Origin of the sequence: Pseudomonas fluorescens HK44 (genome assembly GCF_000217955.3) — a bacterium.
In the GTDB taxonomy this organism is placed as follows: Bacteria; Pseudomonadota; Gammaproteobacteria; order Pseudomonadales; family Pseudomonadaceae; genus Aquipseudomonas; species Aquipseudomonas fluorescens_AQ.
Map to the genome: position 1 here is coordinate 1 of NZ_AFOY02000003.1, position 21,529 is coordinate 21,529.

The following is a 21,529-nucleotide window of genomic DNA, read 5'->3' on the forward strand; positions in this document are numbered from 1 at the left end:
GGATTTTTGGTGTCCAAGCGTGGGGGAATGAATATTCCTATCCAATAAAAAAGCCCCGATCAGGTCAGGGCTTTTTGTTTTTCGATTTGTCGCTCTTAAGCCGTCAAATCGCGGCTAGCTCAAGAATCAATCCCAGCTCAACGCCCCACCAGTCTGATACTCAATCACTCTTGTCTCAAAGAAATTCTTCTCTTTCTTCAAGTCCATGATCTCGCTCATCCAAGGGAACGGGTTAGTCGTCCCTGGATATTCCTCTTTCAAACCGATCTGCGACAGGCGACGGTTAGCGATGAACTTCAGGTAGTCCTCCATCATCGCCGCGTTCATGCCCAGCACGCCGCGAGGCATGGTGTCACGAGCGTATTCGATCTCCAGCTGAGTACCCTGCAGAATCATCTGGGTCGCTTCTTCTTTCATTTCAGCATCCCACAGGTGTGGGTTTTCGATTTTGATCTGGTTGATCACGTCGATGCCGAAGTTCAGGTGCATGGATTCGTCGCGCAGGATGTACTGGAACTGCTCGGCGACGCCGGTCATTTTGTTGCGGCGGCCCATGGAGAGGATCTGGGTGAAGCCGCAGTAGAAGAAGATGCCTTCCAGTACGCAGTAGTAGGCGATCAGGTTGCGCAGCAGTTCTTTGTCGGTTTCGACGGTGCCGGTTTCGAACTTCGGATCGGAGATCGAACGGGTGTACTTCAGGCCCCAGGTGGCTTTTTTCGCGACCGATGGGATCTCGTGGTACATGTTGAAGATCTCGCCTTCATCCATGGCCAACGATTCGATGCAGTACTGGTAGGCGTGGGTGTGGATCGCCTCTTCGAACGCCTGGCGCAGGATGTACTGGCGGCATTCCGGGTTGGTGATCAGGCGGTACACGGCCAGCACCAGGTTGTTGGCAACCAGGGAGTCGGCGGTGGAGAAGAAGCCGAGGTTGCGCATCACGATGCGGCGCTCGTCGTCGGTCAGGCCTTCCGGGTTTTTCCAGAGGGCGATGTCGGCGGTCATGTTGACTTCTTGCGGCATCCAGTGGTTTGCGCAGCCGTCCAGGTACTTCTGCCAGGCCCAGTCGTATTTGAACGGGACGAGTTGGTTGAGGTCGGCGCGGCAGTTGATCATGCGCTTTTCGTCGACCGCAACGCGGGCAGAAGCGCCTTCGAGTTCGGCCAGGCCTTCGGCGACGTCGAGTTTGTCGAGGGCGGCCTTGGCGCGGATGATCGCAGCCGAGTCGGTGGCGGTTACGGCGCGCGCTTCAAGCGCTGCGGCACCACCGGCGCTGTCGAGGCGGTCCATGTTGGCTTCAGTAGCGTGGCCAGCATTGGCGCCTTTGGCGACAACTTCGCCGTCTTCTTTGTCGAATTCGTCCCAGCTCAGCATGACGTGTCGTCTCCTGCGTGAGGGCCAGTCGCCCGTGTGAAAACACTGATGGTCGGTTTTTCACACGGCTCGGTGGCCGCGTTGTCTCTAAAAGGAATCGTTTGTTGCAGCAATACGCAGGCAAAAAACAGAAATGTGTACGGGTGTCCTGAAGTCGCTAAGGGCGGAGATAACGTCGTCAGCTCCTGCGGTGGCCTCAGCGTCCTGCATCCTCCTGTAAGGGGATGTTGCAGGCCCGATTTACGGGCGCATTATAGGTGTTTTTTCACGGTTGTGGTGCGACGAAGTGGCTCAGAGAACCCTCGGCAGGGCGCGTAATCAAGGCGGAGCAAGGGTTTACAGGGCTTTGGCCGATGAAGATTTTTTTTGTCGTTTTTTGGCGGCTCGGCAGCGCTGATGACGCCGGTGTTGGCTGTCAAAACGCCGCAAGCCCGATGGGATGGGACTTGCAGGGGAGATGGGGTGTTTTTCGGGGCGCGATTGTGTGCAGTTTCGGGCGGCAATTGTTGATTGGATGATCTGTTCAAAAAACAACCAATGTCGGCTTTTTACACTACATGTAGTGTTTTGATCTGCGTTTCTGTCGCTCCAGACACAACGACGCCCGACGAGGGTCGGGCGGTGATGTCGGGTTTGGCAATAAGCCAAACCTCAGCATTGATGATCAGCCGTTAGAACAGCCGTTACCCATCACGCTGTAGCGCAGAATATGCCGTTGACCTTTCGAGTCTTCATATTCCATGCGGGCCGGTACAACTTCGCAAACGCTTGGAACTTCGCTCATGGAGATAACTTTGGCGATGTCCAGGTGAGTCGAGTAAGTGTATTCCTCAACCGGTACGGTATTGCTGGCGACATCAGTCAGGATCTCGTCTGCCATGGCGGTTACGCACAGACTGCTGAGGGCCAGAACCAATAAAGCTTTCATCTCGATTTTACCTTTCTAAGGTCGAATGGGGTCACGCAACCTTTTTGGGGTTGCGTGTGGAACTTGACGACTAAGTGTTGGATTAACTGCCTTCGTGGGGGCTGCAACTGGGTTAATCACGTTTGCCTGGTTGGCGAGGCTGATTTTAGGCACCCGAGTTGCACGCATATAGGTGTGCATTTGATAAAGACTTTTAGCATATCCTGTAACAATCCCTTAATAACGACCTCGTATGCGTCAGGGTCGGCTTTCTCGAATCGGCTCAAAGCCACTGAAACCGCGGTGTCTGAGCGGTTTGCCCGGTAATCACGACGTTTTGTAGGGGCTTGTTACTACCATCGTCGAATGGTTCTATAGGCCCGCCTCGGGCTACAACGGGGCCATACAAAAACAACTATTCCACCGAGGTAAGAAAGATGAGTGCGGCTTCTCTGTATCCCGTTCGTCCCGAGGTTGCGGCCAACACGCTGACTGATGAGGCGACCTACAAGGCCATGTACCAGCAGTCGGTCGTCAACCCTGACGGCTTCTGGCGCGAGCAAGCCAAGCGCCTCGACTGGATCAAGCCTTTCACCACGGTGAAGCAGACGTCCTTCGACGATCACCATGTCGACATCAAATGGTTCGCCGACGGTACGCTGAACGTTTCCTACAACTGCCTCGACCGCCATCTCGCCGAGCGTGGCGATCAGATCGCGATCATCTGGGAGGGCGATGACCCGGCCGAGAGCCGCAACATCACCTATCGCGAGCTGCACGAACAAGTCTGCAAGTTCGCCAACGCCTTGCGCGGCCAGGATGTGCACCGCGGCGACGTGGTGACTATCTATATGCCGATGATCCCCGAAGCCGTGGTCGCCATGTTGGCCTGTACCCGGATCGGCGCGATTCACTCGGTGGTGTTCGGCGGCTTCTCGCCGGAAGCCCTGGCGGGTCGGATCATCGACTGCAAATCGAAAGTGGTGATCACCGCTGACGAAGGCCTGCGTGCCGGCAAAAAGATCTCGCTCAAGGCCAACGTCGATGACGCGCTGACCAACCCGGAAACCAGCAGCATCCAGAAGGTCATCGTGTGCAAGCGCACCGGTGGCAACATCAAGTGGAACCAGCACCGCGACATCTGGTACGAAGACCTGATGAAAGTCGCGGGCACTGTGTGTGCACCGAAAGAGATGGGCGCCGAAGAAGCGCTGTTCATCCTGTATACCTCGGGCTCCACCGGCAAGCCGAAGGGCGTGCAGCACACCACCGGCGGCTATCTGTTGTACGCCGCGCTGACCCACGAGCGCGTGTTCGACTACCGTCCGGGCGAAATCTACTGGTGCACCGCCGACGTCGGCTGGGTCACCGGCCACACCTATATTGTCTATGGTCCGCTGGCCAACGGCGCCACCACCTTGCTGTTCGAAGGCGTGCCGAACTACCCGGACATCACCCGGGTGGCGAAGATCGTCGACAAGCACAAGGTCAACATCCTTTACACCGCGCCAACCGCGATCCGCGCCATGATGGCGTCGGGCACCGCAGCCGTTGAAGGTTCCGATGGCAGCAGCCTGCGCCTGCTGGGGTCGGTCGGTGAGCCGATCAACCCGGAAGCGTGGGACTGGTACTACAAGAACGTCGGCCAATCCCGTTGCCCGATCGTCGATACCTGGTGGCAGACCGAAACCGGCGCGACCCTGATGAGCCCGCTGCCGGGCGCTCACGCGCTCAAGCCTGGCTCGGCGGCGCGGCCGTTCTTCGGGGTGGTGCCGGCGTTGGTCGACAACCTGGGCAACATCATCGAGGGTGTTGCCGAGGGTAACCTGGTGATTCTCGATTCGTGGCCGGGTCAGGCGCGCACGCTGTATGGCGATCACGACCGCTTCGTCGACACTTACTTCAAGACCTTCCGTGGCATGTACTTCACTGGTGACGGCGCACGTCGCGATGCCGATGGCTACTGGTGGATCACCGGGCGGGTGGATGACGTGCTCAACGTTTCCGGTCACCGCATGGGCACGGCCGAGATTGAAAGCGCGATGGTCGCTCACCCGAAAGTCGCCGAAGCGGCGGTGGTCGGTGTGCCGCACGACATCAAAGGGCAGGGCATTTATGTCTACGTCACCCTCAACGGTGGCGAAGAGCCAAGCGAAGCGCTGCGCCTGGAACTGAAAAACTGGGTGCGCAAAGAGATCGGTCCGATCGCCTCGCCGGATGTCATCCAGTGGGCGCCAGGCCTGCCGAAAACCCGCTCGGGGAAAATCATGCGCCGTATCCTGCGCAAGATCGCCACGGGTGAATACGACGGGTTGGGGGATATCTCCACCCTGGCCGATCCGGGTGTGGTGCAGCATTTGATCGATACGCACAAGACCATGAACGTCGCGTAACAGCGGTTCTTGAGTCATCGAAAGCCCCACCCGGTGTTGAGCCTGGTGGGGCTTTGTGGTGATTGGGTTTGGAGTCTCTATTGCTAGGGTTGGCCTCATCGCGAGCAGGCTCGCTCCCACACTAAATCGTGTTGAAACACAAACCTTGTACACCCCCACAAATCCCCTGTGGGAGCGAGCCTGCTCCGGGCGGCGATCCGACGATGGCGGTCTGTCAGACACCCCATCACCAACCAATATTTATCGGCTTCCCCTGTACGACGCTTCCCACTGTTACCCGCCACCCTTCAAGTAACTAAATGTGTAACCGCTCGCCCGCTTTCGAGGCATTGGGAAACGCAAAGCCCCGTTCCAGGGCCTGTTCAGGCCACCTGAAAAATAAGACACAACGCTGCGCTTGCCGGATTAGAAGGGTTTGCGAATAATGGGCCCGCAATTTGCAACATAGATCGGTTCACTGTCTTTTGCTCTTGCATGAATTTGCAGGACTGTCAATGTGCTCGGTCGGGTTTTTCGGTGCTTCTGTAAATTGTTGTCGCATTGAAGAAATATCGGCTTCGGGCCTGTCGTTAGAATGCCGATCACTCGCTCGCCGTTGCCTGCGTTGAAATCAAAGCTGATCTCAACGCAACAATCCTACGACGCAGCGCCGCTTTCCAGATCCACTCATTCGCATATTGGGCTGTCGCTCACTCTGCCGTTTTCGCCCTATACCGATGGAGTCCTAAGATGAAGAAACTCGTGCTTCTTGGCGCCCTGGCACTGTCCGTGCTGTCCCTGCCAACGTTCGCCGATGAAAAGCCTCTGAAAATTGGTATCGAGGCGGCTTACCCTCCGTTCGCGTCCAAGGCGCCGGATGGCAGCATCGTTGGTTTCGACTACGACATCGGCAACGCCCTGTGCGAAGAGATGAAGGTCAAGTGCGTTTGGGTCGAGCAAGAGTTCGACGGTCTGATCCCGGCACTCAAAGTGCGCAAGATCGACGCGATCCTGTCGTCCATGTCGATCACTGACGACCGCAAGAAGTCCGTGGACTTCACCAACAAGTACTACAACACCCCGGCACGTCTGGTCATGAAGGCCGGTACTCAGGTCAGCGACAACCTGACCGAACTCAAGGGCAAGAAAATCGGCGTGCAACGTGGTTCGATCCACAACCGTTTCGCCGAAGAAGTCCTGAAGCCGCTGGGTGCTGAAGTCAAGCCGTACGGCTCGCAGAACGAAATCTACCTGGACGTGGCTGCCGGTCGCCTCGATGGCACCGTGGCCGACGCTACCCTGCTGGATGACGGCTTCCTGAAAACCGACGCTGGCAAAGGCTTTGCCTTCGTTGGCCCGGCGTTCACCGACGTCAAATACTTCGGCGACGGTGTAGGCATCGCGGTTCGTAAGGGCGACAAAGCTGAGCTGGACAAGATCAACGCGGCCATCGCGACCATTCGTGAGAATGGCAAGTACAAGCAAATCCAGGACAAGTACTTCGCGTTCGATATTTACGGTAAGTAAATAGCTCGCACGTCCATCCGAAATGGCGCAAGCAACAGGATCTCTGAGGTTTGCGCCATTTTTTCATCCCAACTTTCGAGGACCTGAATCATGTTGAAAGGCTACGGGGCTGTCATCCTCGATGGCGCATGGCTGACGCTTCAGCTCGCCTTGTCGTCCATGGCCTTGGCCATTGTTCTGGGTCTGATCGGGGTCGCATTGCGCCTGTCGCCGATACGCTGGCTGGCCAGGCTGGGCGATCTGTATTCCACGGTGATCCGCGGGATTCCCGATCTGGTACTGATCCTGCTGATTTTCTACGGCGGTCAGGACTTGCTCAACCGTGTGGCGCCATTGCTCGGCTATGACGACTACATCGACCTGAACCCGTTGGTCGCCGGTATCGGCACCCTGGGTTTCATCTTCGGTGCGTACCTGTCGGAAACCTTCCGTGGGGCCTTCATGGCGATCCCCAAAGGCCAGGCAGAAGCCGGTGCAGCATACGGCATGAGCAGTTTTCAGGTGTTTTTCCGGGTATTGGTGCCGCAGATGATTCGCCTGGCGATTCCGGGCTTCACCAACAACTGGCTGGTATTGACCAAGGCGACTGCGCTGATTTCGGTGGTCGGTCTGCAAGACATGATGTTCAAGGCCAAGCAGGCGGCAGATGCCACCCGCGAGCCTTTCACCTTCTTCCTCGCAGTGGCGGCGATGTACCTGGTGATCACCAGCGTCTCGTTGCTGGCATTGCGTCACCTTGAGAAGCGCTACTCGGTAGGCGTAAGGGCGGCTGATCTATGATCTTCGACTACAACGTCATTTGGGAGGCCCTGCCGCTGTACTTCGGCGGCCTGGTCACCACCCTCAAACTGCTCGCGCTGTCGCTGCTGTTCGGTTTGCTGGCCGCCTTGCCGCTGGGCTTGATGCGGGTTTCCAAGCAGCCGATCGTCAACATGTCGGCCTGGCTCTACACCTACGTGATCCGCGGCACGCCGATGCTGGTGCAGCTGTTCTTGATCTACTACGGTCTGGCGCAGTTCGAAGCGGTCCGTGAAAGCTTCCTCTGGCCGTGGCTGTCCAGCGCGACGTTCTGTGCGTGCCTGGCGTTTGCGATCAACACCAGTGCCTACACCGCTGAAATCATCGCCGGCAGCCTGCGCGCTACGCCGAACGGTGAGATCGAAGCGGCCAAGGCCATGGGCATGTCGCGCTTCAAGATGTACAAGCGCATCCTGCTGCCGTCGGCCCTGCGCCGGGCGCTGCCGCAGTACAGCAACGAAGTGATCATGATGCTGCAGACCACCAGTCTGGCGTCCATCGTGACCCTGATCGACATCACCGGTGCCGCGCGTACCGTGAACGCTCAGTACTACTTGCCGTTCGAAGCCTACATCACCGCAGGCGTGTTCTACCTGTGCATGACGTTCATTCTGGTGCGCCTGTTCAAGATGGCCGAGCACCGCTGGCTGGGCTACCTCGCCCCGCGCAAGCACTGAAACCACTGACTGACTGTTTTTGTGAGAACCGACAGCATGTACAAACTTGAAGTCCAAGACCTGCATAAACGCTATGGCAGTCACGAAGTGCTCAAGGGCGTGTCCCTGAAAGCGGCAGCCGGCGATGTGATCAGCATCATCGGTTCCAGTGGCTCCGGCAAAAGTACGTTCCTGCGTTGCATCAACCTGCTTGAGCAACCGCACGCCGGCAAGATTCTGCTCAACAACGAAGAGCTGAAACTGGTGGCGAACAAGGACGGCGCGCTGAAAGCCGCCGACCCGAAACAACTGCAACGCATGCGTTCGCGGCTGTCGATGGTGTTCCAGCATTTCAATCTGTGGTCGCACATGACCGCGATGGAAAACATCATGGAAGCACCGGTTCACGTCCTCGGTATGTCCAAGGCCGAAGCCCGTGAAAAAGCCGAGCTGTATCTGGCCAAGGTCGGCGTGTCCCATCGTAAAGATGCCTACCCGGGCCATATGTCCGGCGGTGAGCAGCAGCGTGTGGCGATTGCCCGTGCGTTGGCGATGGAGCCCGAGGTGATGCTGTTCGACGAACCAACGTCGGCACTCGACCCGGAGCTGGTGGGCGACGTGCTGAAAGTGATGCAGGCGCTGGCCCAGGAAGGCCGGACCATGGTCGTGGTCACGCACGAAATGGGCTTTGCCCGTGAAGTGTCGAACCAGTTGGTGTTCCTGCACAAAGGCGTGGTTGAAGAAAGCGGCAACCCGCGTGAAGTGCTGGTCAATCCACAGTCCGAACGCCTGCAACAATTCCTCTCGGGCAGCCTGAAGTAATCGCTCCCGTTACGCACCAAATTAGGTCATGCTGCGCACCGCGCGCCAGATGGTCTAATTTGGTTGCTGCCGCCTCCGGCTTTTAACACTGTTTTCGTTTCGGACTGCCCGCCATGACTGCCCATCGAATTGGTTTCCTGATTTGGCCCAGCACTAAAGCCTTGACGCTGGCGCTGGCCGAGGAGGCCTTGCGTGTTGCTCAGCGCGTGCATCCGGAAGTTGTTTACGAACTGTCGTTTCTGCAGGCCGAAACGCCTGCCGAAGGGGCCTGGCAATTGCCGGGTGAGCCGTGGACCGGCAAGCTGGAAAACTTCCAGAAGCTGTTTCTGCTGGCCGATGAGCCGCCGACGACGTTGGCGCCGGCGCTGAGCAGCGCGCTCAAGCAACTGGTGCGTGCCGGTTGTGTGATTGGCGGTCTGTCGGCCGGTGTCTATCCGTTGGCCCAGCTCGGTTTGCTCGATGGCTATCGTGCGGCGGTGCATTGGCGCTGGCAGGATGATTTTTCCGAGCGTTTCCCCAAGGTCATCGCTACCAGTCATCTGTTCGACTGGGATCGCGATCGCCTGACCGCGTGTGGCGGGATGTCGGTGCTCGATCTGTTGCTGGCGGTGCTGGCCCGTGATCACGGTGCTGAGCTGGCCGGTGCGGTGTCCGAAGAACTGGTGGTCGAGCGCATTCGTGAGGGCGGCGAGCGTCAGCGCATTCCGTTGCAGAATCGTCTTGGCTCCAGCCATCCGAAGCTCACGCAAGCCGTGTTGCTAATGGAAGCCAACATCGAAGAACCGCTGACCACCGACGAGATCGCCCAGCATGTGTGCGTGTCCCGTCGGCAGTTGGAGCGGATTTTCAAGCAGTACCTCAACCGCGTGCCGAGCCAGTATTACCTGGAACTGCGCCTGAACAAGGCCCGGCAGATGTTGATGCAAACCAGCAAGTCGATCATCCAGATCGGCCTGTCGTGCGGCTTCTCTTCGGGGCCGCATTTCTCCAGCGCCTACCGCAACTTCTTCGGTGCCACGCCGCGGGAAGATCGCAACCAGCGGCGCAGCAGCAGCCCGTTCGAATTGTCTTCGGTGCCGTCGGAGCGTGGGTGATCAGGCACGCCACGCTCTGAGCTGAAGTCTGCGTTACTCGTCGACCTCGGTGCCGTCAGTGGATGAAACCTCCATTTCACCTCGGTCGATCACCTCTTGCACGCCGAAGTCGGTGCCCGTCCTTTCGAAGAAACCGATCAGCTGTAACAGGCTCTCCTCGGAAAACCGATTGCCTCTTAACGTGATGTTTTCAGCGAGCTCCAGCGGCAGTTCCAGCACATCGCTCGGAACTTCGGTGATGGCGTTGCCACTGAGGTCGGCCCAGTCCAGGTCTGTCATTTGCAGCAGGCCGTGCGGAATTTCGGTGATGCCGGTTTCATTCAGCAGCACGGTCGCCAGCCCTGTCATCTGGCTGAGGTCAGGCGTTCGCCCTAGAGGATTGCGGGCCAGATCGAGATAATCGAGCTGTTCCATTCCCGCCAGCGCGCTTGCCGATTCCGTTGACAGACTGACGCGACATTCAGGGAGCGACAGCGACCGCAGTTGCCCCATCTTGAACACTGCGTCGGGAATATTGCCCAGGTTGCAGGCGCGCAGCCTGAGGCTTTTGAGGTTGGGGAAGGACTCCAGAAAACGTCCGGTGCGGGTTACGCCATCGGCGCTGCGCATCTCCAGCGACGTCACATGGCTGAAGTCGGCGCTCAGGGTTGGCAGATCTCCATTGATGAGGGGGGTGATGACCAGTTCAAACGTGGGCTCAAGCGCCTCATTAAAATCATCCAGATCGGTTTCATGTCGCCAGCACTGTTCCAGCAATTGCTTGAACTCGTCGCGACTCGAATGCTCGGTGAGTTGTTGCTGTGCATTGAAAGGTTCACCGGTCAACGGGTGTCGGGCCGGCAGATCGGCCGTCCAGGCAGACAAGTCAGTGCTGAGTCGGCTGAACTCTGCTTCCAGGCTTGCCAGTTCGAGTCGACCGTCTTCCAGTGTGCCGGGCAACTCGTACACAAAGTCGCTCGCCTGCTCCACCTCCAGATTCGGGTACAACGCCCTGACTCGTTCGATATCCGCCTCGGGGGCATAGACCCCCAGGTCATAGAGGGAGTCGAAGTAGTGGCGCTTGATCAGTTGTCGCGCGCTCTCGGAGAGTGGGTTATGCGTAAGAAACAAGCTGTGTTTTTTGTACGCCGGACTGTCGAATAATTCGCGAGGCAGTTCGCTGATCCTGTTGCCGGAAAGTCTGGCGCTATCGAGCTTGGGGTGGTGGATGATGCTGGCAGGAATTTCGGTCAGGCCGGTATGGCTCAGGTCAAGGTAAACGAGTTCGGGCATCGATTCGACGCTGGGCACTAACGTAAACGGGTTGTTGGGCAGATCGAGCATGACCAGTTTGTTCATTGAAGACAGCTTCGACCAGGTGGCTGGGTCGAACCGGATGCCGCAATCGTTGAGAATCAGCGTGTCGAGGTTCGGCATAAGGGCAATGGTGTCGGGGAGGGTCGTCAACGATACGAGGCGCAGATCGAGACGGCGCAGACCTTTGAAATTCTGCAGAAAACCGTGGACGCCATGTCCCGCACGACTACCTTCCAGAGACAGCAGTGAGACATGACTGAAATCGGCAGTCAGTGTTGGCAGATCACCGAGTAACGGTTCGGCGAACCTGAGCGCATACCGGCGGGTGCCATCCGGGGCGTCAAAGTCCCGATCGGATTGTCGGCGCCAGCTACGCTGGATTTCCTGGGCCAGTAACCGGCGATTGTGTTGTGCGACCTGTTGCTCCAGGTCGCTTAGCGCAACCCTGGTTTCGGGGTGGACGGTGGGCGTATCGTTTACCCAGATCCCCAGGTCCCGATGCAGCTGCGTGAGCTCGTTGGCCAGGCGTGAGAGTTCTACGCGAGCGCCGTCGGGATGACGCTGTAACGCCAGGACCGTGGAGTCGAGTTCTTCGGCTGAAAGGCTTGGGTAAACCTCGCGAACCCTGTCGTTGAGGGTCGGCGTCGTGCGGTTGTTGCGAGCGTAACCCTGTGTGCCACCCGGCAGGCGCATGGTTGTCGGGTCGTAGAACGGTTTTCGATGAGGGTGTTTTGCGAGCAGTGTGCGTAACGTCGGTTGGTCCAAAGCGTGTTCGGCGATGTGCTGCTTGAGGGCCGCGCCGTCTTCGAGGGTGAAGCCCAATGCCGTGCGATCTGCATCCGGCAACGCCAGAAGGATGGCGCGATAAAAGTCGCCGGGTGACTTTTTGTTCTCATGAACCTGGTAGGTGAAGTCATCAGCAAGCACCAGCGTTCTGAGGATCGGCGCGTCGGCCTGGCCAATGCTGTCGCGCAAGGTACCGTCGTGCGAATAATCCCTCACCTCGATGCGCAGGCGGCCGGGCCAGCCGGGCAATGATTCGAAGCTGTGCAAAGCCAGTCGGTGCGTATCTGCCGACTCCATGTCTTCGAGGTAAAACCCCTCATAGGCTCTGGCGACACGCACGGCCTCCATGGCTTTTAGCGCCACGTCCTTGAGTCGCTGCGGCACTTGACCGTTATGCAGGCTCATCAGCTCGGTGCCCGTTGCATTGCTCACCAGTTCTTGCGCGATGTCTGTCGGTAAGTTCTGTACTACGCCGAGCAGTAGCTGAACGTGCTGATCATCGGTTTTTTCAAGTTCACGGTAGCGAGATTCGAACAGCGATTTGCGCTGGTTCAGGGCCTGATAATGCTCGGGTTGGTCGCTACTGGTCTGCTCGATCAAGGTCTGAATGTCCCGATCGATCTTGAAGCGCTTGATCGTGTCAGTCAGTAGCGAAGGTGGGCGATAGTTTTCGACGTGCGTTTCGCGCAATACGTTGTCGTGAAAGCCGCTGATCCGCAGGATCTGTTCGCGTTCGACGCTGCTGAACGACTCGACGCTATGGCCGAGGCGACGCATGACGGTTTCCCGGTCCCAGCTCAGCGGTTGTTCGAGTCCGGTTTGCCAGGCGCCGTGGTTGTTATGTCGCAGAGGTGGCTGATAAGCGTCGGCCCGACTCGGATGCTGAAGTGCAAACTGCCCGGTCTCGCTATTCAAGCGCACGGCATAGAGCTTGTCTTCAAGGGGCAGAAGGGTCTGGCCCTGGTGTTGATACAGGCCGAGGTGATCGGGTTTGGCCTCGGTCGGCAAGTTTACGGAGTGCTCGTAAGGTGTCAGGTCCGGCTTCCAGTAGCGTGTTTTGCCGTCGGCAGCCTTGGCGGGGATAAGTCGGTCGAACAGCGCCAGTGTGTCGCGGGGCAGCAGGGGTTTGATCTCCCCAACAGCAATGACGCCACCCACCGCGAATGTCCCCAGTTGAACGACCGATTCGACGACGCCCATCAGGTGTCCGAACGCCTCTTTTTGCAGGCCTTCGGCCCAGTCGACGATGCCTTCAAAAGCCTCGTCGAGCAGTTGGTAGGCCATGTAGGCCAGTGTCAGTTCGCCGAGGAACGGAACAAAGGGCAGGGCGACGAACGCGGCCACTTCAAGGATCGTTGAGGCGACTTTGCTGAAGGCGTCCCACAGCGCCCATCGTGCGTTTCGGTCAGCGCTGGCGGTGGAGATGGCAATGGTTTGCGCATCATTGAGGATCTTGTTCAATTGTCGTTGATAGAGGTGGGACCACAGGTCGGTTCTGATCGGGTTCAGCGCAAATCGCAAATCGGGTTTGTCGATGGGCGTCTCTCGCCAGCTGGGCAGCGGGTCGCCGTGCTGATGCTGGTGCCAGGTCACGGCGCTAAGGCGGCGGTTGAGGTCGGCGAAAAAATGTCCCCGCTCTGAATGATCGACGAACTGACTGAAAAAGCGCTGGTAGGCGGGTGAGCGCAGCTTGCGGGTCAGTTCCGTCATGAACGCCAGCGTGTCGGGATACTGCTTGACGGGATGTTCGGGATCTTCCGGGATATAGACCACGATCCGCGTTGCCTGGCGCGAGCGATCAAGGTTGGGGGCGAAAATGACAATGCCCGTTAGCGCTGAAGACATCATCGTCAGGTCATGGCCGTGCAACGGCTCACCGTCCAGCTTCATGCCCGGCCGTCCCTCCAGGAAGCCGAGAATCGCGTCGCAGGTATCGTTTTCAATATCCTGCCCAAGCAGTCCCTGGTGCAGTGCCGACTTGAGCGCGGCGTGCTGCGCGTTCCTGACGCGTGGCTTTAACGCGGCGTCGACCAGCGGGTTGGTCACTCCCAGGTTGTCGTTGAGATAGGCGCTGTACTGGCCGCCGATATCCAGTTCTCGGCACAGCCGGGTGAACCCGGCGATGGTGAGGTGCTGCTTGATCGTTGGCAGCGTGTCGAACTGTCCGGTGGAGGAGGGTTCGGTGATGAAGCTCGAGGCCGGCTCATAGGCGTCCGCCTCGGTCTCCGATGCTTGAAAGTTGTGCAGGGCGGCGTCGAGCAATGACACTGTCCAGGTGCGCGCGGCCCCGGATTTGACCGGGAACCAGGGGATGGTCTGAGGGATGTACAGGCGCAGGAAGGTGCTCTTGACGTCCAGTTCCAGGCCGAAGCGGGTTTTCAGCGCTTCGCTCAGCAGCGGTTCGGCGAAGGTGCGGGCGTTTTGCAGATTGCCCAGCATCTGCTCCAGCTGGTTTCGATGGGACCAGTGTTCGGTGTTGAGTGCGCTCAGTGTCTGCTGTTGCAGGCGGGTCGCGTTGCGATACCGCTGAGGCGTTTCGAGCCTGGCGTTTTTCAGTGCGTTGCGCGTCTCGGGCGACGCCTGTAAGACCCAGGTCGGGAGGATTGTGGAAAGGTGTTGGTAGTGGCTGTCCGGATGAGCGGCAAGCTCGTCGTGGTGTTGATTCATGCGCAAGTCCCTTGGCGTTTGGAGTAGACACAAGGAAAACAAACGGCGATGTGCTCCGTGCAGTACATATTTACCGTACGGTTCGACAAGCCTGCCTATAACCTGCTCCGGCAGTTTAAACTGCGCCTTTGCGACCCTATTTGTCGCATTGCCGTAAACCCGGGTCAAACCTGTGTTTGCGCTATAAGAAGTTGTCGCTTGGCGGCAAGGCCGGGCTGAAAACTGTCCTTACAATCCCCTCATCGCTCGCCAGTTTCAGGCGGGTGTTTCTCATCAGGAGACTCCGATGTCCGTTGAGCACGCTGCGGTACAACGCGCCGATTTTGACCAGGTAATGGTTCCCAACTACGCGCCTGCCGCTTTCATTCCGGTACGTGGCGCCGGTTCCCGCGTTTGGGACCAGTCTGGCCGCGAGCTGATCGACTTCGCCGGCGGGATTGCGGTTAACGTATTGGGCCACGCCCACCCGGCGCTGGTCGGTGCCTTGACCGAGCAAGCGAACAAGCTGTGGCACGTGTCCAACGTGTTCACCAATGAGCCGGCCTTGCGCCTGGCCCACAAGCTGATCGACGCGACCTTCGCCGAGCGCGTGTTCTTCTGCAACTCCGGCGCCGAAGCCAACGAGGCCGCCTTCAAGCTGGCCCGTCGTGTTGCCCACGATCGTTTCGGTTCAGAGAAATACGAAATCATCGCCGCGCTCAACAGCTTCCACGGCCGTACCCTGTTTACCGTGAACGTCGGTGGCCAGTCGAAGTACTCCGACGGTTTCGGTCCGAAAATCACCGGCATCACTCACGTCAAGTTCAACGATCTGGATGCGCTCAAAGCGGCCATTTCCGACAAGACCTGCGCGGTAGTGCTGGAGCCGATCCAGGGCGAAGGCGGCGTATTGCCGGCTGATCTTGCGTACCTGCAAGGCGCCCGTGAGCTGTGCACCCAACACAACGCACTGCTGATTTTCGACGAAGTACAAACCGGTATGGGCCGCAGCGGCGAGCTGTTCGCCTACCAGCATTACGGCGTGACGCCGGACATCCTGACCAGCGCCAAGAGCCTGGGCGGTGGTTTCCCGATCGCGGCGATGCTGACCACCGAAGACCTGGCCAAACACCTGGTCGTCGGCACTCACGGCACCACTTACGGCGGCAACCCGCTGGCGTGCGCCGTCGCGGAAGCGGTGATCGACGTGGTCAACACACCGCAAGTGCTCAATGGCGTCAAAGCCAAGCACGACCTGTTCAAGACTCGCCTGGAGCAGATCGGCGCCAAGTACGGCCTGTTCACTCAAGTGCGTGGCTTGGGCCTGTTGCTCGGTTGCGTCTTGAGCGACGCCTGGAAAGGCAAGGCCAAGGACATCTTCAACGCCGCCGAAAAAGAAGGCTTGATGATTCTGCAAGCCGGCCCGGACGTGATTCGCTTCGCGCCAAGCCTGGTGGTTGAAGACGCGGACATCGAAGAGGGCCTGGAGCGCTTCGAACGCGCCGTGGCCAAACTGACTCAAGCCTGATAGTCCCTTCGACGCCTGATCACTCAGGCGTCGAACCAAATTCTTATGCCGGGCCGGTTCTTATGTGGGAGCGAGCCTGTGTGGCGAGGGGGCTTGCCCCCGTTGGGGGGCGAAGCTCCCCTAAAACCAGTCACCACACTCTTGAATCAGAAAGTGGAGACCGGTTTACGATTGCTTCGCAATCGAACGGGGGCAAGCCCCCTCGCCACACAAGTTTGCTCCCACACTTGAGTCGGAGTGACTCTAGGCCGGCCCGGTTTATTTTCCTCAAAGAGTTTTTCGAGAAAGGAGTGACACCATGCTGGTGATGCGCCCCGCGCAAATGGCTGATCTGGGCGAGGTACAGCGTCTGGCTGCGGACAGCCCGATTGGTGTCACCTCCTTGCCGGATGATGTCGAACGCTTGAGCGACAAGATCGCCGCAAGCGAAGCGTCGTTCGCTGCCGAAGTCAGCTTCAACGGTGAAGAAAGCTATTTTTTTGTCCTCGAAGACACCGCCACCGGCAAGCTGGTGGGTTGCTCGGCCATCGTTGCGTCGGCCGGTTATTCGGAGCCGTTCTACAGCTTCCGTAATGAAACCTTCGTGCACGCTTCTCGCGAGCTGAAAATTCATAACAAGATTCATGTGCTCTCCCAGTGCCACGACCTGACCGGCAACAGTCTGCTGACCAGCTTCTACGTGCTGCCGGAACTAGTCGGCTCGCCTTGGTCGGAACTCAACTCTCGCGGTCGCTTGCTGTTCGTTGCCAGCCATCCGGAGCGTTTCGCTGATTCGGTGGTCACCGAGATCGTCGGCTACAGCGACGAAAATGGCGACTCGCCGTTCTGGGATGCCATCGGTCGCAACTTCTTCGACCTCAACTACGCCGAAGCCGAGCGTCTGTGCGGGCTCAAGAGCCGGACCTTCCTCGCCGAACTGATGCCGCATTACCCGATCTACGTGCCGCTGCTGCCGGACGCCGCCCAAGAGGCGATGGGCCAGGTGCACCCACGGGCGCAGATCACCTTCGACATCCTGATGCGCGAAGGCTTCGAGACCGATCACTACATCGACATTTTCGACGGTGGCCCGACCCTGCATGCTCGTGTCTCGGGCATCCGTTCGATCGCCCAAAGCCGTGTGGTGCCGGTGAAAATCGGTGAGCCGGTCAAAGGCGCCGGTCGTCAGTACCTGGTGGCCAATGCCCAGTTGCAGGATTACCGCGCGGTATTGCTCGAGCTGGATTATGCGCCGGGCAAACCGGTAACCCTGGATCTTGAAGCCGCCGAAGCCCTGGGCGTCGGTGAAGGTGCCAGCGTGCGCCTGGTGGCAGTTTAAGGCCTGATTCGAGGCTTAAGAGCAGAGAGTTTTACGGGTGGCCTGAGCGACCCGTTTGAGGAGAAAGCATGATCGTTCGTCCCGTACGCAGCAGCGATTTACCCGCGCTGATCGACCTGGCCCGCAGCACCGGCACCGGCCTGACCACCTTGCCGGCCAACGAAGAGCGTCTGTCTCATCGGGTTGGCTGGGCTGAAAAGACCTTTCGCGGCGAAGCGGGGCGCGGCGACGCGGACTACCTGTTCGTGCTCGAAGACGATGACGGTCGCGTGGTGGGGATTTCCGCGATTGCCGGCGCTGTCGGCCTGCGTGAGCCTTGGTACAACTTCCGGGTCGGTCTGACCGTCAGCGCTTCGCAAGAGCTGAACATCTACCGTGAAATCCCGACGCTGTTCCTGGCCAACGACCTGACCGGCAATTCCGAGCTGTGCTCGTTGTTCCTGCACGCCGATTACCGTTCCGGCCTCAATGGCCGCATGCTGGCCAAGGCGCGGATGCTGTTCATCGCCGAATTCCCGCAGCTATTCGGCAACAAGATCATCGCCGAGATGCGCGGTGTGTCCGATGAAGCCGGCCGTTCGCCGTTCTGGGAAAGCCTGGGTCGGCACTTCTTCAAAATGGAATTCAGCCAGGCCGATTACCTGACGGGCGTGGGCAACAAGGCGTTCATCGCCGAGCTGATGCCGAAGTTTCCGTTGTACACCTGCTTCCTCTCTGAAGACGCGCGCAATGTGATCGGTAAGGTTCACCCTGACACCGAGCCGGCGCTGGCGATGCTCAAGAGCGAAGGCTTCAGCTACCAGGGTTACGTCGACATCTTCGACGCCGGTCCTGCCGTTGAATGCGAAACCGGCAAGATCCGCGCGGTCCGCGACAGCCAGGCGCTGGTACTGGCCATCGGCACCCCGGGTGACGACGCCACACCATTTTTGATTCACAACCGCAAACGCGAAGACTGCCGGATCACTGCCGCTCCCGCACGCTTAGCTGCCGGTACCCTGGTGGTTGATCCGTTGACCGCCAAACGTCTTCAACTCAATGCCGGCGACCAAGTACGCGCCGTGCCGTTGTCTGCTGCTCGGGAGTCGAAATAATGAATTCGCTTTATATCGCAGGTGAATGGCTGGCTGGCCAGGGTGACACGTTCGAATCGCTGAACCCGGTCACCCAACAGGTGTTGTGGTCGGGGCAGGGCGCCAGCGCTGCTCAGGTCGAGAGCGCCGTGCAAGCCGCACGTCAGGCCTTCCCGGCCTGGGCCAAACGCTCCCTGGAAGAGCGCATCGGCGTGCTGGAAGCGTTTGCCGCCAGCCTGAAAAAACACGCTGACGAACTGGCTCACTGCATCGGTGAAGAAACCGGTAAGCCGCTGTGGGAAGCCGCGACTGAAGTGACCAGCATGGTCAACAAGATCGCCATTTCGGTGCAGAGCTACCGCGAGCGTACCGGCGAGAAGAGCGGCCCGCTGGGCGACGCCACCGCCGTGCTGCGCCACAAGCCTCACGGCGTGGTGGCGGTGTTTGGTCCTTACAACTTCCCTGGGCATTTGCCGAACGGTCACATCGTTCCGGCGCTGCTGGCCGGTAACAGCGTGCTGTTCAAGCCAAGCGAGCTGACCCCGAAAGTCGCCGAGCTGACGGTCAAGTGCTGGATCGAAGCCGGCCTGCCTGCTGGCGTGCTGAACCTGCTGCAAGGCGCGCGTGAAACCGGGATCGCTTTGGCGGCCAATTCAGGGATAGACGGTCTGTTCTTCACCGGTTCCAGCCGTACCGGCAATCACCTGCATGCGCAGTTCTCCGGACGTCCGGACAAGATCCTCGCGCTGGAGATGGGCGGCAACAACCCGCTGGTGGTCGATCAGGTCGCAGACCTCGACGCTGCGGTGTACACGATTATTCAGTCGGCGTTCATTTCTGCCGGTCAGCGTTGCACCTGCGCCCGTCGCTTGCTGGTACCTCAAGGCGCCTGGGGCGACACGCTGCTGGCGCGTCTGGTGGCGGTCAGCGCGACGATTGACGTCGGTGCGTTCGATCAACAACCGGCACCGTTCATGGGCTCGGTGGTTTCTCTGGCCGCTGCCAAAGCGCTGATGGATGCGCAAGAACACTTGCTGGCCAATGGCGCGGTGTCGCTGCTGGAAATGACCCAGCCACAGGCTAACGCCGCATTGCTGACCCCGGGCATTCTTGATGTGAGCGCGGTTGCCGATCGTCCTGACGAAGAGCTGTTCGGCCCGTTGCTGCAAGTGATTCGCTACGCCGATTTCGAGGCTGCGATTGCTGAAGCCAACAACACCCAATACGGTCTGGCCGCAGGTTTGCTGTCGGATTCGCAAGCGCGTTATCAGCAGTTCTGGCTGGAAAGCCGCGCCGGTATCGTCAACTGGAACAAACAGCTGACCGGCGCCGCGAGCAGCGCACCGTTCGGCGGTGTGGGTGCTTCGGGCAACCACCGCGCCAGTGCCTATTACGCCGCGGATTACTGCGCGTACCCGGTGGCCTCGCTGGAAACCCCAAGCCTGACCTTGCCGGCAGCCCTGACCCCAGGCGTGCGGATGTCGTAAGACCGCATCGCGAGCAGGCTCGCTCCCACGGGTTTGCACAATCCAATGTGGGAGCGAGCCTGCTCGCGATGGCCGCGACTCGGTCGCACTGAACAGTTAGTTACTGAAGCCTATAACAACAGATTCTCGTGGAGCCTCGCTGATGAAATCCTATGAAGTCAATTTTGACGGTCTAGTGGGGCCGACCCATAACTACGGCGGTCTGTCCTACGGCAACGTCGCGTCCCAGAGCAACAGCCAGCAGTCCTCCAATCCGAAGGAAGCGGCGCTGCAAGGCCTGGCAAAAATGAAAGCGCTGATGGAAATGGGCTTCCAGCAAGGCGTACTCGCGCCGCAAGAGCGTCCGGATGTCGGCGCGCTGCGCAGCCTGGGTTTCAGCGGCACCGACGCTCAAGTGATCGAGCAAGCCGCGAAACAGGCGATGCCGTTGCTGGTTGCCAGCTGCTCGGCGTCGAGCATGTGGGTGGCCAACGCCGCCACCGTCAGCCCGAGCGCTGATACCGCCGACGGTCGCGTGCATTTCACCGCCGCCAACCTCAACTGCAAATATCACCGCAGCATCGAACACCCGACTACCAGCCGCGTGCTGGGCGCGATGTTCGCGGACCAGAAACACTTCGCCCACCACGCCGCGTTGCCTGCGGTGGCGCAGTTCGGTGACGAAGGCGCAGCCAACCACACGCGCTTCTGCCGTGAGTACGGCGAAGCCGGTGTCGAGTTCTTCGTGTTTGGTCGCAGCGCGTTCGATACCCGCTACCCGGCACCGCAGAAGTACCCGGCGCGTCAGACCCTTGAAGCCTCGCAAGCGGTTGCCCGTCTGCATGGCTTGAGCGATGACGGCGTGGTGTACGCCCAGCAGAATCCTTCGGTGATCGACCAGGGCGTGTTCCACAACGACGTGATTGCGGTCGGTAACGGCGAAGCGCTGTTCTATCACGAGGACGCGTTCCTCGATACCGAGCAGATGCTGGCTGAACTGTCGGCCAAGCTTGCCAAGCGTGGCGGCCAGTTCAAGGCGATCTGTGTGCCGCGTTCCCAGGTGTCGGTCGAAGATGCCGTGCGTTCTTACCTGTTCAACAGCCAGTTGCTGTCGCGCGCTGACGGTTCGATGCTGCTGATCGTGCCGCAAGAGTGCCAGAACAACCCGCGCGTCTGGCAGTACCTGCAAGAGCTGACCAGCTCTGGCGGCCTGATTCGCGAAGTGAAAGTCTTCGATCTCAAGCAAAGCATGCAGAACGGCGGTGGCCCGGCTTGCCTGCGGTTACGTGTCGCACTGAATGAAACTGAGCTGGCGGCGGTCAACCCAGGGGTTATCATGACCCCGCCGTTGTATGGCACGCTGACCCAATGGGTCGACAAGCACTACCGTGACCGCATGACCGAAAGCGATCTGGCGGACCCACAATTGTTGCTTGAGTGCCGGACGGCACTGGATGAACTGACGCAAATCCTTAAACTGGGCGCGGTTTATCCATTCCAGATCAATTGAAAGCCCGCGTCCTGCTCATGAAGAGTCGGACGCGTCGCTTTATCTCCCGATGAGAACGTAAAAATGAGCGATACCCTGCAGCTGATTCTTGAAGACACCGACGGCACTCAGCTGGAAACCTCTTGCACCCGCGTTGCGGTAATGTGGCAGGGCAAAGAGTTGTGGATCCAGCACGACGGCCGCGGCCAGCTGCTGATCGGCGTTGACGTCGAAGAAGGCGATGCCGAATACGCCAACCTGCTGTTGCGTCCATTGGCGACTAATCTGGTAAGTCTGCAACTGGAAATGGAACCGGCTGAAATCGGTGACGAAGACCATGTGCACGGCCCGGATTGCAAACACGATCACTAAGGAAT

General features: G+C 59.1%; 15 protein-coding genes. 12 read left to right on the forward strand and 3 right to left on the reverse strand.

What is annotated here, in order from left to right:
* Nucleotides 1–126: 126 nt before the first annotated feature.
* Both HK44_RS01465 and HK44_RS01470 read right to left on the reverse strand, forming a co-directional pair.
* Nucleotides 127–1,374, reverse strand: a complete 1,248-nt coding sequence (locus HK44_RS01465) for a ribonucleotide-diphosphate reductase subunit beta (protein ID WP_019693172.1) — start codon at nucleotides 1,372–1,374, stop codon at nucleotides 127–129.
* Between the two features lie 664 nt (nucleotides 1,375–2,038).
* Nucleotides 2,039–2,302 carry a DUF2790 domain-containing protein gene (locus HK44_RS01470; RefSeq protein ID WP_019693171.1) on the reverse strand — a complete coding sequence of 88 codons (264 nt, stop codon included), beginning with the start codon at nucleotides 2,300–2,302 and terminating at the stop codon, nucleotides 2,039–2,041.
* A 416-nt stretch (nucleotides 2,303–2,718) separates the two neighbouring features.
* On the opposite strand from HK44_RS01470, the gene acs reads away from it, so the two are divergent.
* The 6 genes from acs to argR all read left to right on the forward strand — a co-directional run bounded on the left by acs (nucleotide 2,719) and on the right by argR (nucleotide 9,550).
* Nucleotides 2,719–4,674 (forward strand): acetate--CoA ligase, encoded by a 1,956-nt coding sequence (gene acs, locus HK44_RS01475; protein ID WP_019693170.1) that lies wholly within the window; start codon nucleotides 2,719–2,721, stop codon nucleotides 4,672–4,674.
* A gap of 729 nt (nucleotides 4,675–5,403) precedes the next feature.
* Nucleotides 5,404–6,180 (forward strand): ABC transporter substrate-binding protein, encoded by a 777-nt coding sequence (locus HK44_RS01480; protein WP_019693169.1) that lies wholly within the window; start codon nucleotides 5,404–5,406, stop codon nucleotides 6,178–6,180.
* A 90-nt stretch (nucleotides 6,181–6,270) separates the two neighbouring features.
* Nucleotides 6,271–6,960 carry an ABC transporter permease gene (locus HK44_RS01485; protein WP_019693168.1) on the forward strand — a complete coding sequence of 230 codons (690 nt, stop codon included), beginning with the start codon at nucleotides 6,271–6,273 and terminating at the stop codon, nucleotides 6,958–6,960.
* Entirely contained in the window at nucleotides 6,957–7,655 is a 699-nt protein-coding gene (locus HK44_RS01490; protein WP_019693167.1) for an ABC transporter permease, read from the forward strand. The genes HK44_RS01485 and HK44_RS01490 overlap by 4 nt, the downstream gene beginning before the upstream one ends.
* Before the next feature lie 36 nt (nucleotides 7,656–7,691).
* Entirely contained in the window at nucleotides 7,692–8,456 is a 765-nt protein-coding gene (locus HK44_RS01495; RefSeq protein ID WP_019693166.1) for an ABC transporter ATP-binding protein, read from the forward strand.
* A gap of 113 nt (nucleotides 8,457–8,569) precedes the next feature.
* Nucleotides 8,570–9,550 carry a transcriptional regulator ArgR gene (gene argR, locus HK44_RS01500; protein WP_019693165.1) on the forward strand — a complete coding sequence of 327 codons (981 nt, stop codon included), beginning with the start codon at nucleotides 8,570–8,572 and terminating at the stop codon, nucleotides 9,548–9,550.
* Nucleotides 9,551–9,583: 33 nt separating this feature from the next.
* Here argR and HK44_RS01505 read toward each other — a convergent pair whose 3' ends face one another.
* Nucleotides 9,584–14,299: a dermonecrotic toxin domain-containing protein gene (locus HK44_RS01505; RefSeq protein WP_019693164.1), complete on the reverse strand. Its 4,716-nt coding sequence runs from the start codon at nucleotides 14,297–14,299 to the stop codon at nucleotides 9,584–9,586.
* A 286-nt stretch (nucleotides 14,300–14,585) separates the two neighbouring features.
* Here HK44_RS01505 and HK44_RS01510 point away from each other — a divergent pair, with 286 nt between their 5' ends.
* The 6 genes from HK44_RS01510 to HK44_RS01535 all read left to right on the forward strand — a co-directional run bounded on the left by HK44_RS01510 (nucleotide 14,586) and on the right by HK44_RS01535 (nucleotide 21,524).
* A complete protein-coding gene (locus tag HK44_RS01510; protein ID WP_019693163.1) occupies nucleotides 14,586–15,806 on the forward strand; it encodes an aspartate aminotransferase family protein in 1,221 nt (406 codons plus the stop codon).
* Nucleotides 15,807–16,104: 298 nt separating this feature from the next.
* The gene (gene aruF, locus HK44_RS01515) at nucleotides 16,105–17,124 is read left to right on the forward strand and encodes an arginine/ornithine succinyltransferase subunit alpha (RefSeq protein WP_019693162.1); all 1,020 of its coding nucleotides are present in this window, start codon (nucleotides 16,105–16,107) and stop codon (nucleotides 17,122–17,124) included.
* Nucleotides 17,125–17,192: 68 nt separating this feature from the next.
* Complete coding sequence (astA, locus tag HK44_RS01520) at nucleotides 17,193–18,218, forward strand: arginine N-succinyltransferase (protein ID WP_019693161.1); 1,026 nt, start codon at nucleotides 17,193–17,195, stop codon at nucleotides 18,216–18,218.
* Nucleotides 18,215–19,684 carry a succinylglutamate-semialdehyde dehydrogenase gene (astD, locus tag HK44_RS01525; protein ID WP_187682476.1) on the forward strand — a complete coding sequence of 490 codons (1,470 nt, stop codon included), beginning with the start codon at nucleotides 18,215–18,217 and terminating at the stop codon, nucleotides 19,682–19,684. The genes astA and astD overlap by 4 nt, the downstream gene beginning before the upstream one ends.
* Nucleotides 19,685–19,826: 142 nt before the next feature.
* The gene (gene astB, locus HK44_RS01530; protein ID WP_019693159.1) at nucleotides 19,827–21,173 is read left to right on the forward strand and encodes an N-succinylarginine dihydrolase; all 1,347 of its coding nucleotides are present in this window, start codon (nucleotides 19,827–19,829) and stop codon (nucleotides 21,171–21,173) included.
* A 63-nt stretch (nucleotides 21,174–21,236) separates the two neighbouring features.
* Nucleotides 21,237–21,524, forward strand: a complete 288-nt coding sequence (locus HK44_RS01535; protein WP_019693158.1) for a hypothetical protein — start codon at nucleotides 21,237–21,239, stop codon at nucleotides 21,522–21,524.
* Nucleotides 21,525–21,529: the final 5 nt, after the last annotated feature.

What these genes read in the sequence shown, in the direction of transcription:
- HK44_RS01465 (WP_019693172.1), bottom strand. Translation starts at nt 1,374, where the DNA reads ATGCTGAGCTGGGACGAATTCGACAAAGAAGACGGCGAAGTTGTCGCC.
- HK44_RS01470 (WP_019693171.1), bottom strand. Translation starts at nt 2,302, where the DNA reads ATGAAAGCTTTATTGGTTCTGGCCCTCAGCAGTCTGTGCGTAACCGCC.
- acs (WP_019693170.1), top strand. Translation starts at nt 2,719, where the DNA reads ATGAGTGCGGCTTCTCTGTATCCCGTTCGTCCCGAGGTTGCGGCCAAC.
- HK44_RS01480 (WP_019693169.1), top strand. Translation starts at nt 5,404, where the DNA reads ATGAAGAAACTCGTGCTTCTTGGCGCCCTGGCACTGTCCGTGCTGTCC.
- HK44_RS01485 (WP_019693168.1), top strand. Translation starts at nt 6,271, where the DNA reads ATGTTGAAAGGCTACGGGGCTGTCATCCTCGATGGCGCATGGCTGACG.
- HK44_RS01490 (WP_019693167.1), top strand. Translation starts at nt 6,957, where the DNA reads ATGATCTTCGACTACAACGTCATTTGGGAGGCCCTGCCGCTGTACTTC.
- HK44_RS01495 (WP_019693166.1), top strand. Translation starts at nt 7,692, where the DNA reads ATGTACAAACTTGAAGTCCAAGACCTGCATAAACGCTATGGCAGTCAC.
- argR (WP_019693165.1), top strand. Translation starts at nt 8,570, where the DNA reads ATGACTGCCCATCGAATTGGTTTCCTGATTTGGCCCAGCACTAAAGCC.
- HK44_RS01505 (WP_019693164.1), bottom strand. Translation starts at nt 14,299, where the DNA reads ATGAATCAACACCACGACGAGCTTGCCGCTCATCCGGACAGCCACTAC.
- HK44_RS01510 (WP_019693163.1), top strand. Translation starts at nt 14,586, where the DNA reads ATGTCCGTTGAGCACGCTGCGGTACAACGCGCCGATTTTGACCAGGTA.
- aruF (WP_019693162.1), top strand. Translation starts at nt 16,105, where the DNA reads ATGCTGGTGATGCGCCCCGCGCAAATGGCTGATCTGGGCGAGGTACAG.
- astA (WP_019693161.1), top strand. Translation starts at nt 17,193, where the DNA reads ATGATCGTTCGTCCCGTACGCAGCAGCGATTTACCCGCGCTGATCGAC.
- astB (WP_019693159.1), top strand. Translation starts at nt 19,827, where the DNA reads ATGAAATCCTATGAAGTCAATTTTGACGGTCTAGTGGGGCCGACCCAT.
- HK44_RS01535 (WP_019693158.1), top strand. Translation starts at nt 21,237, where the DNA reads ATGAGCGATACCCTGCAGCTGATTCTTGAAGACACCGACGGCACTCAG.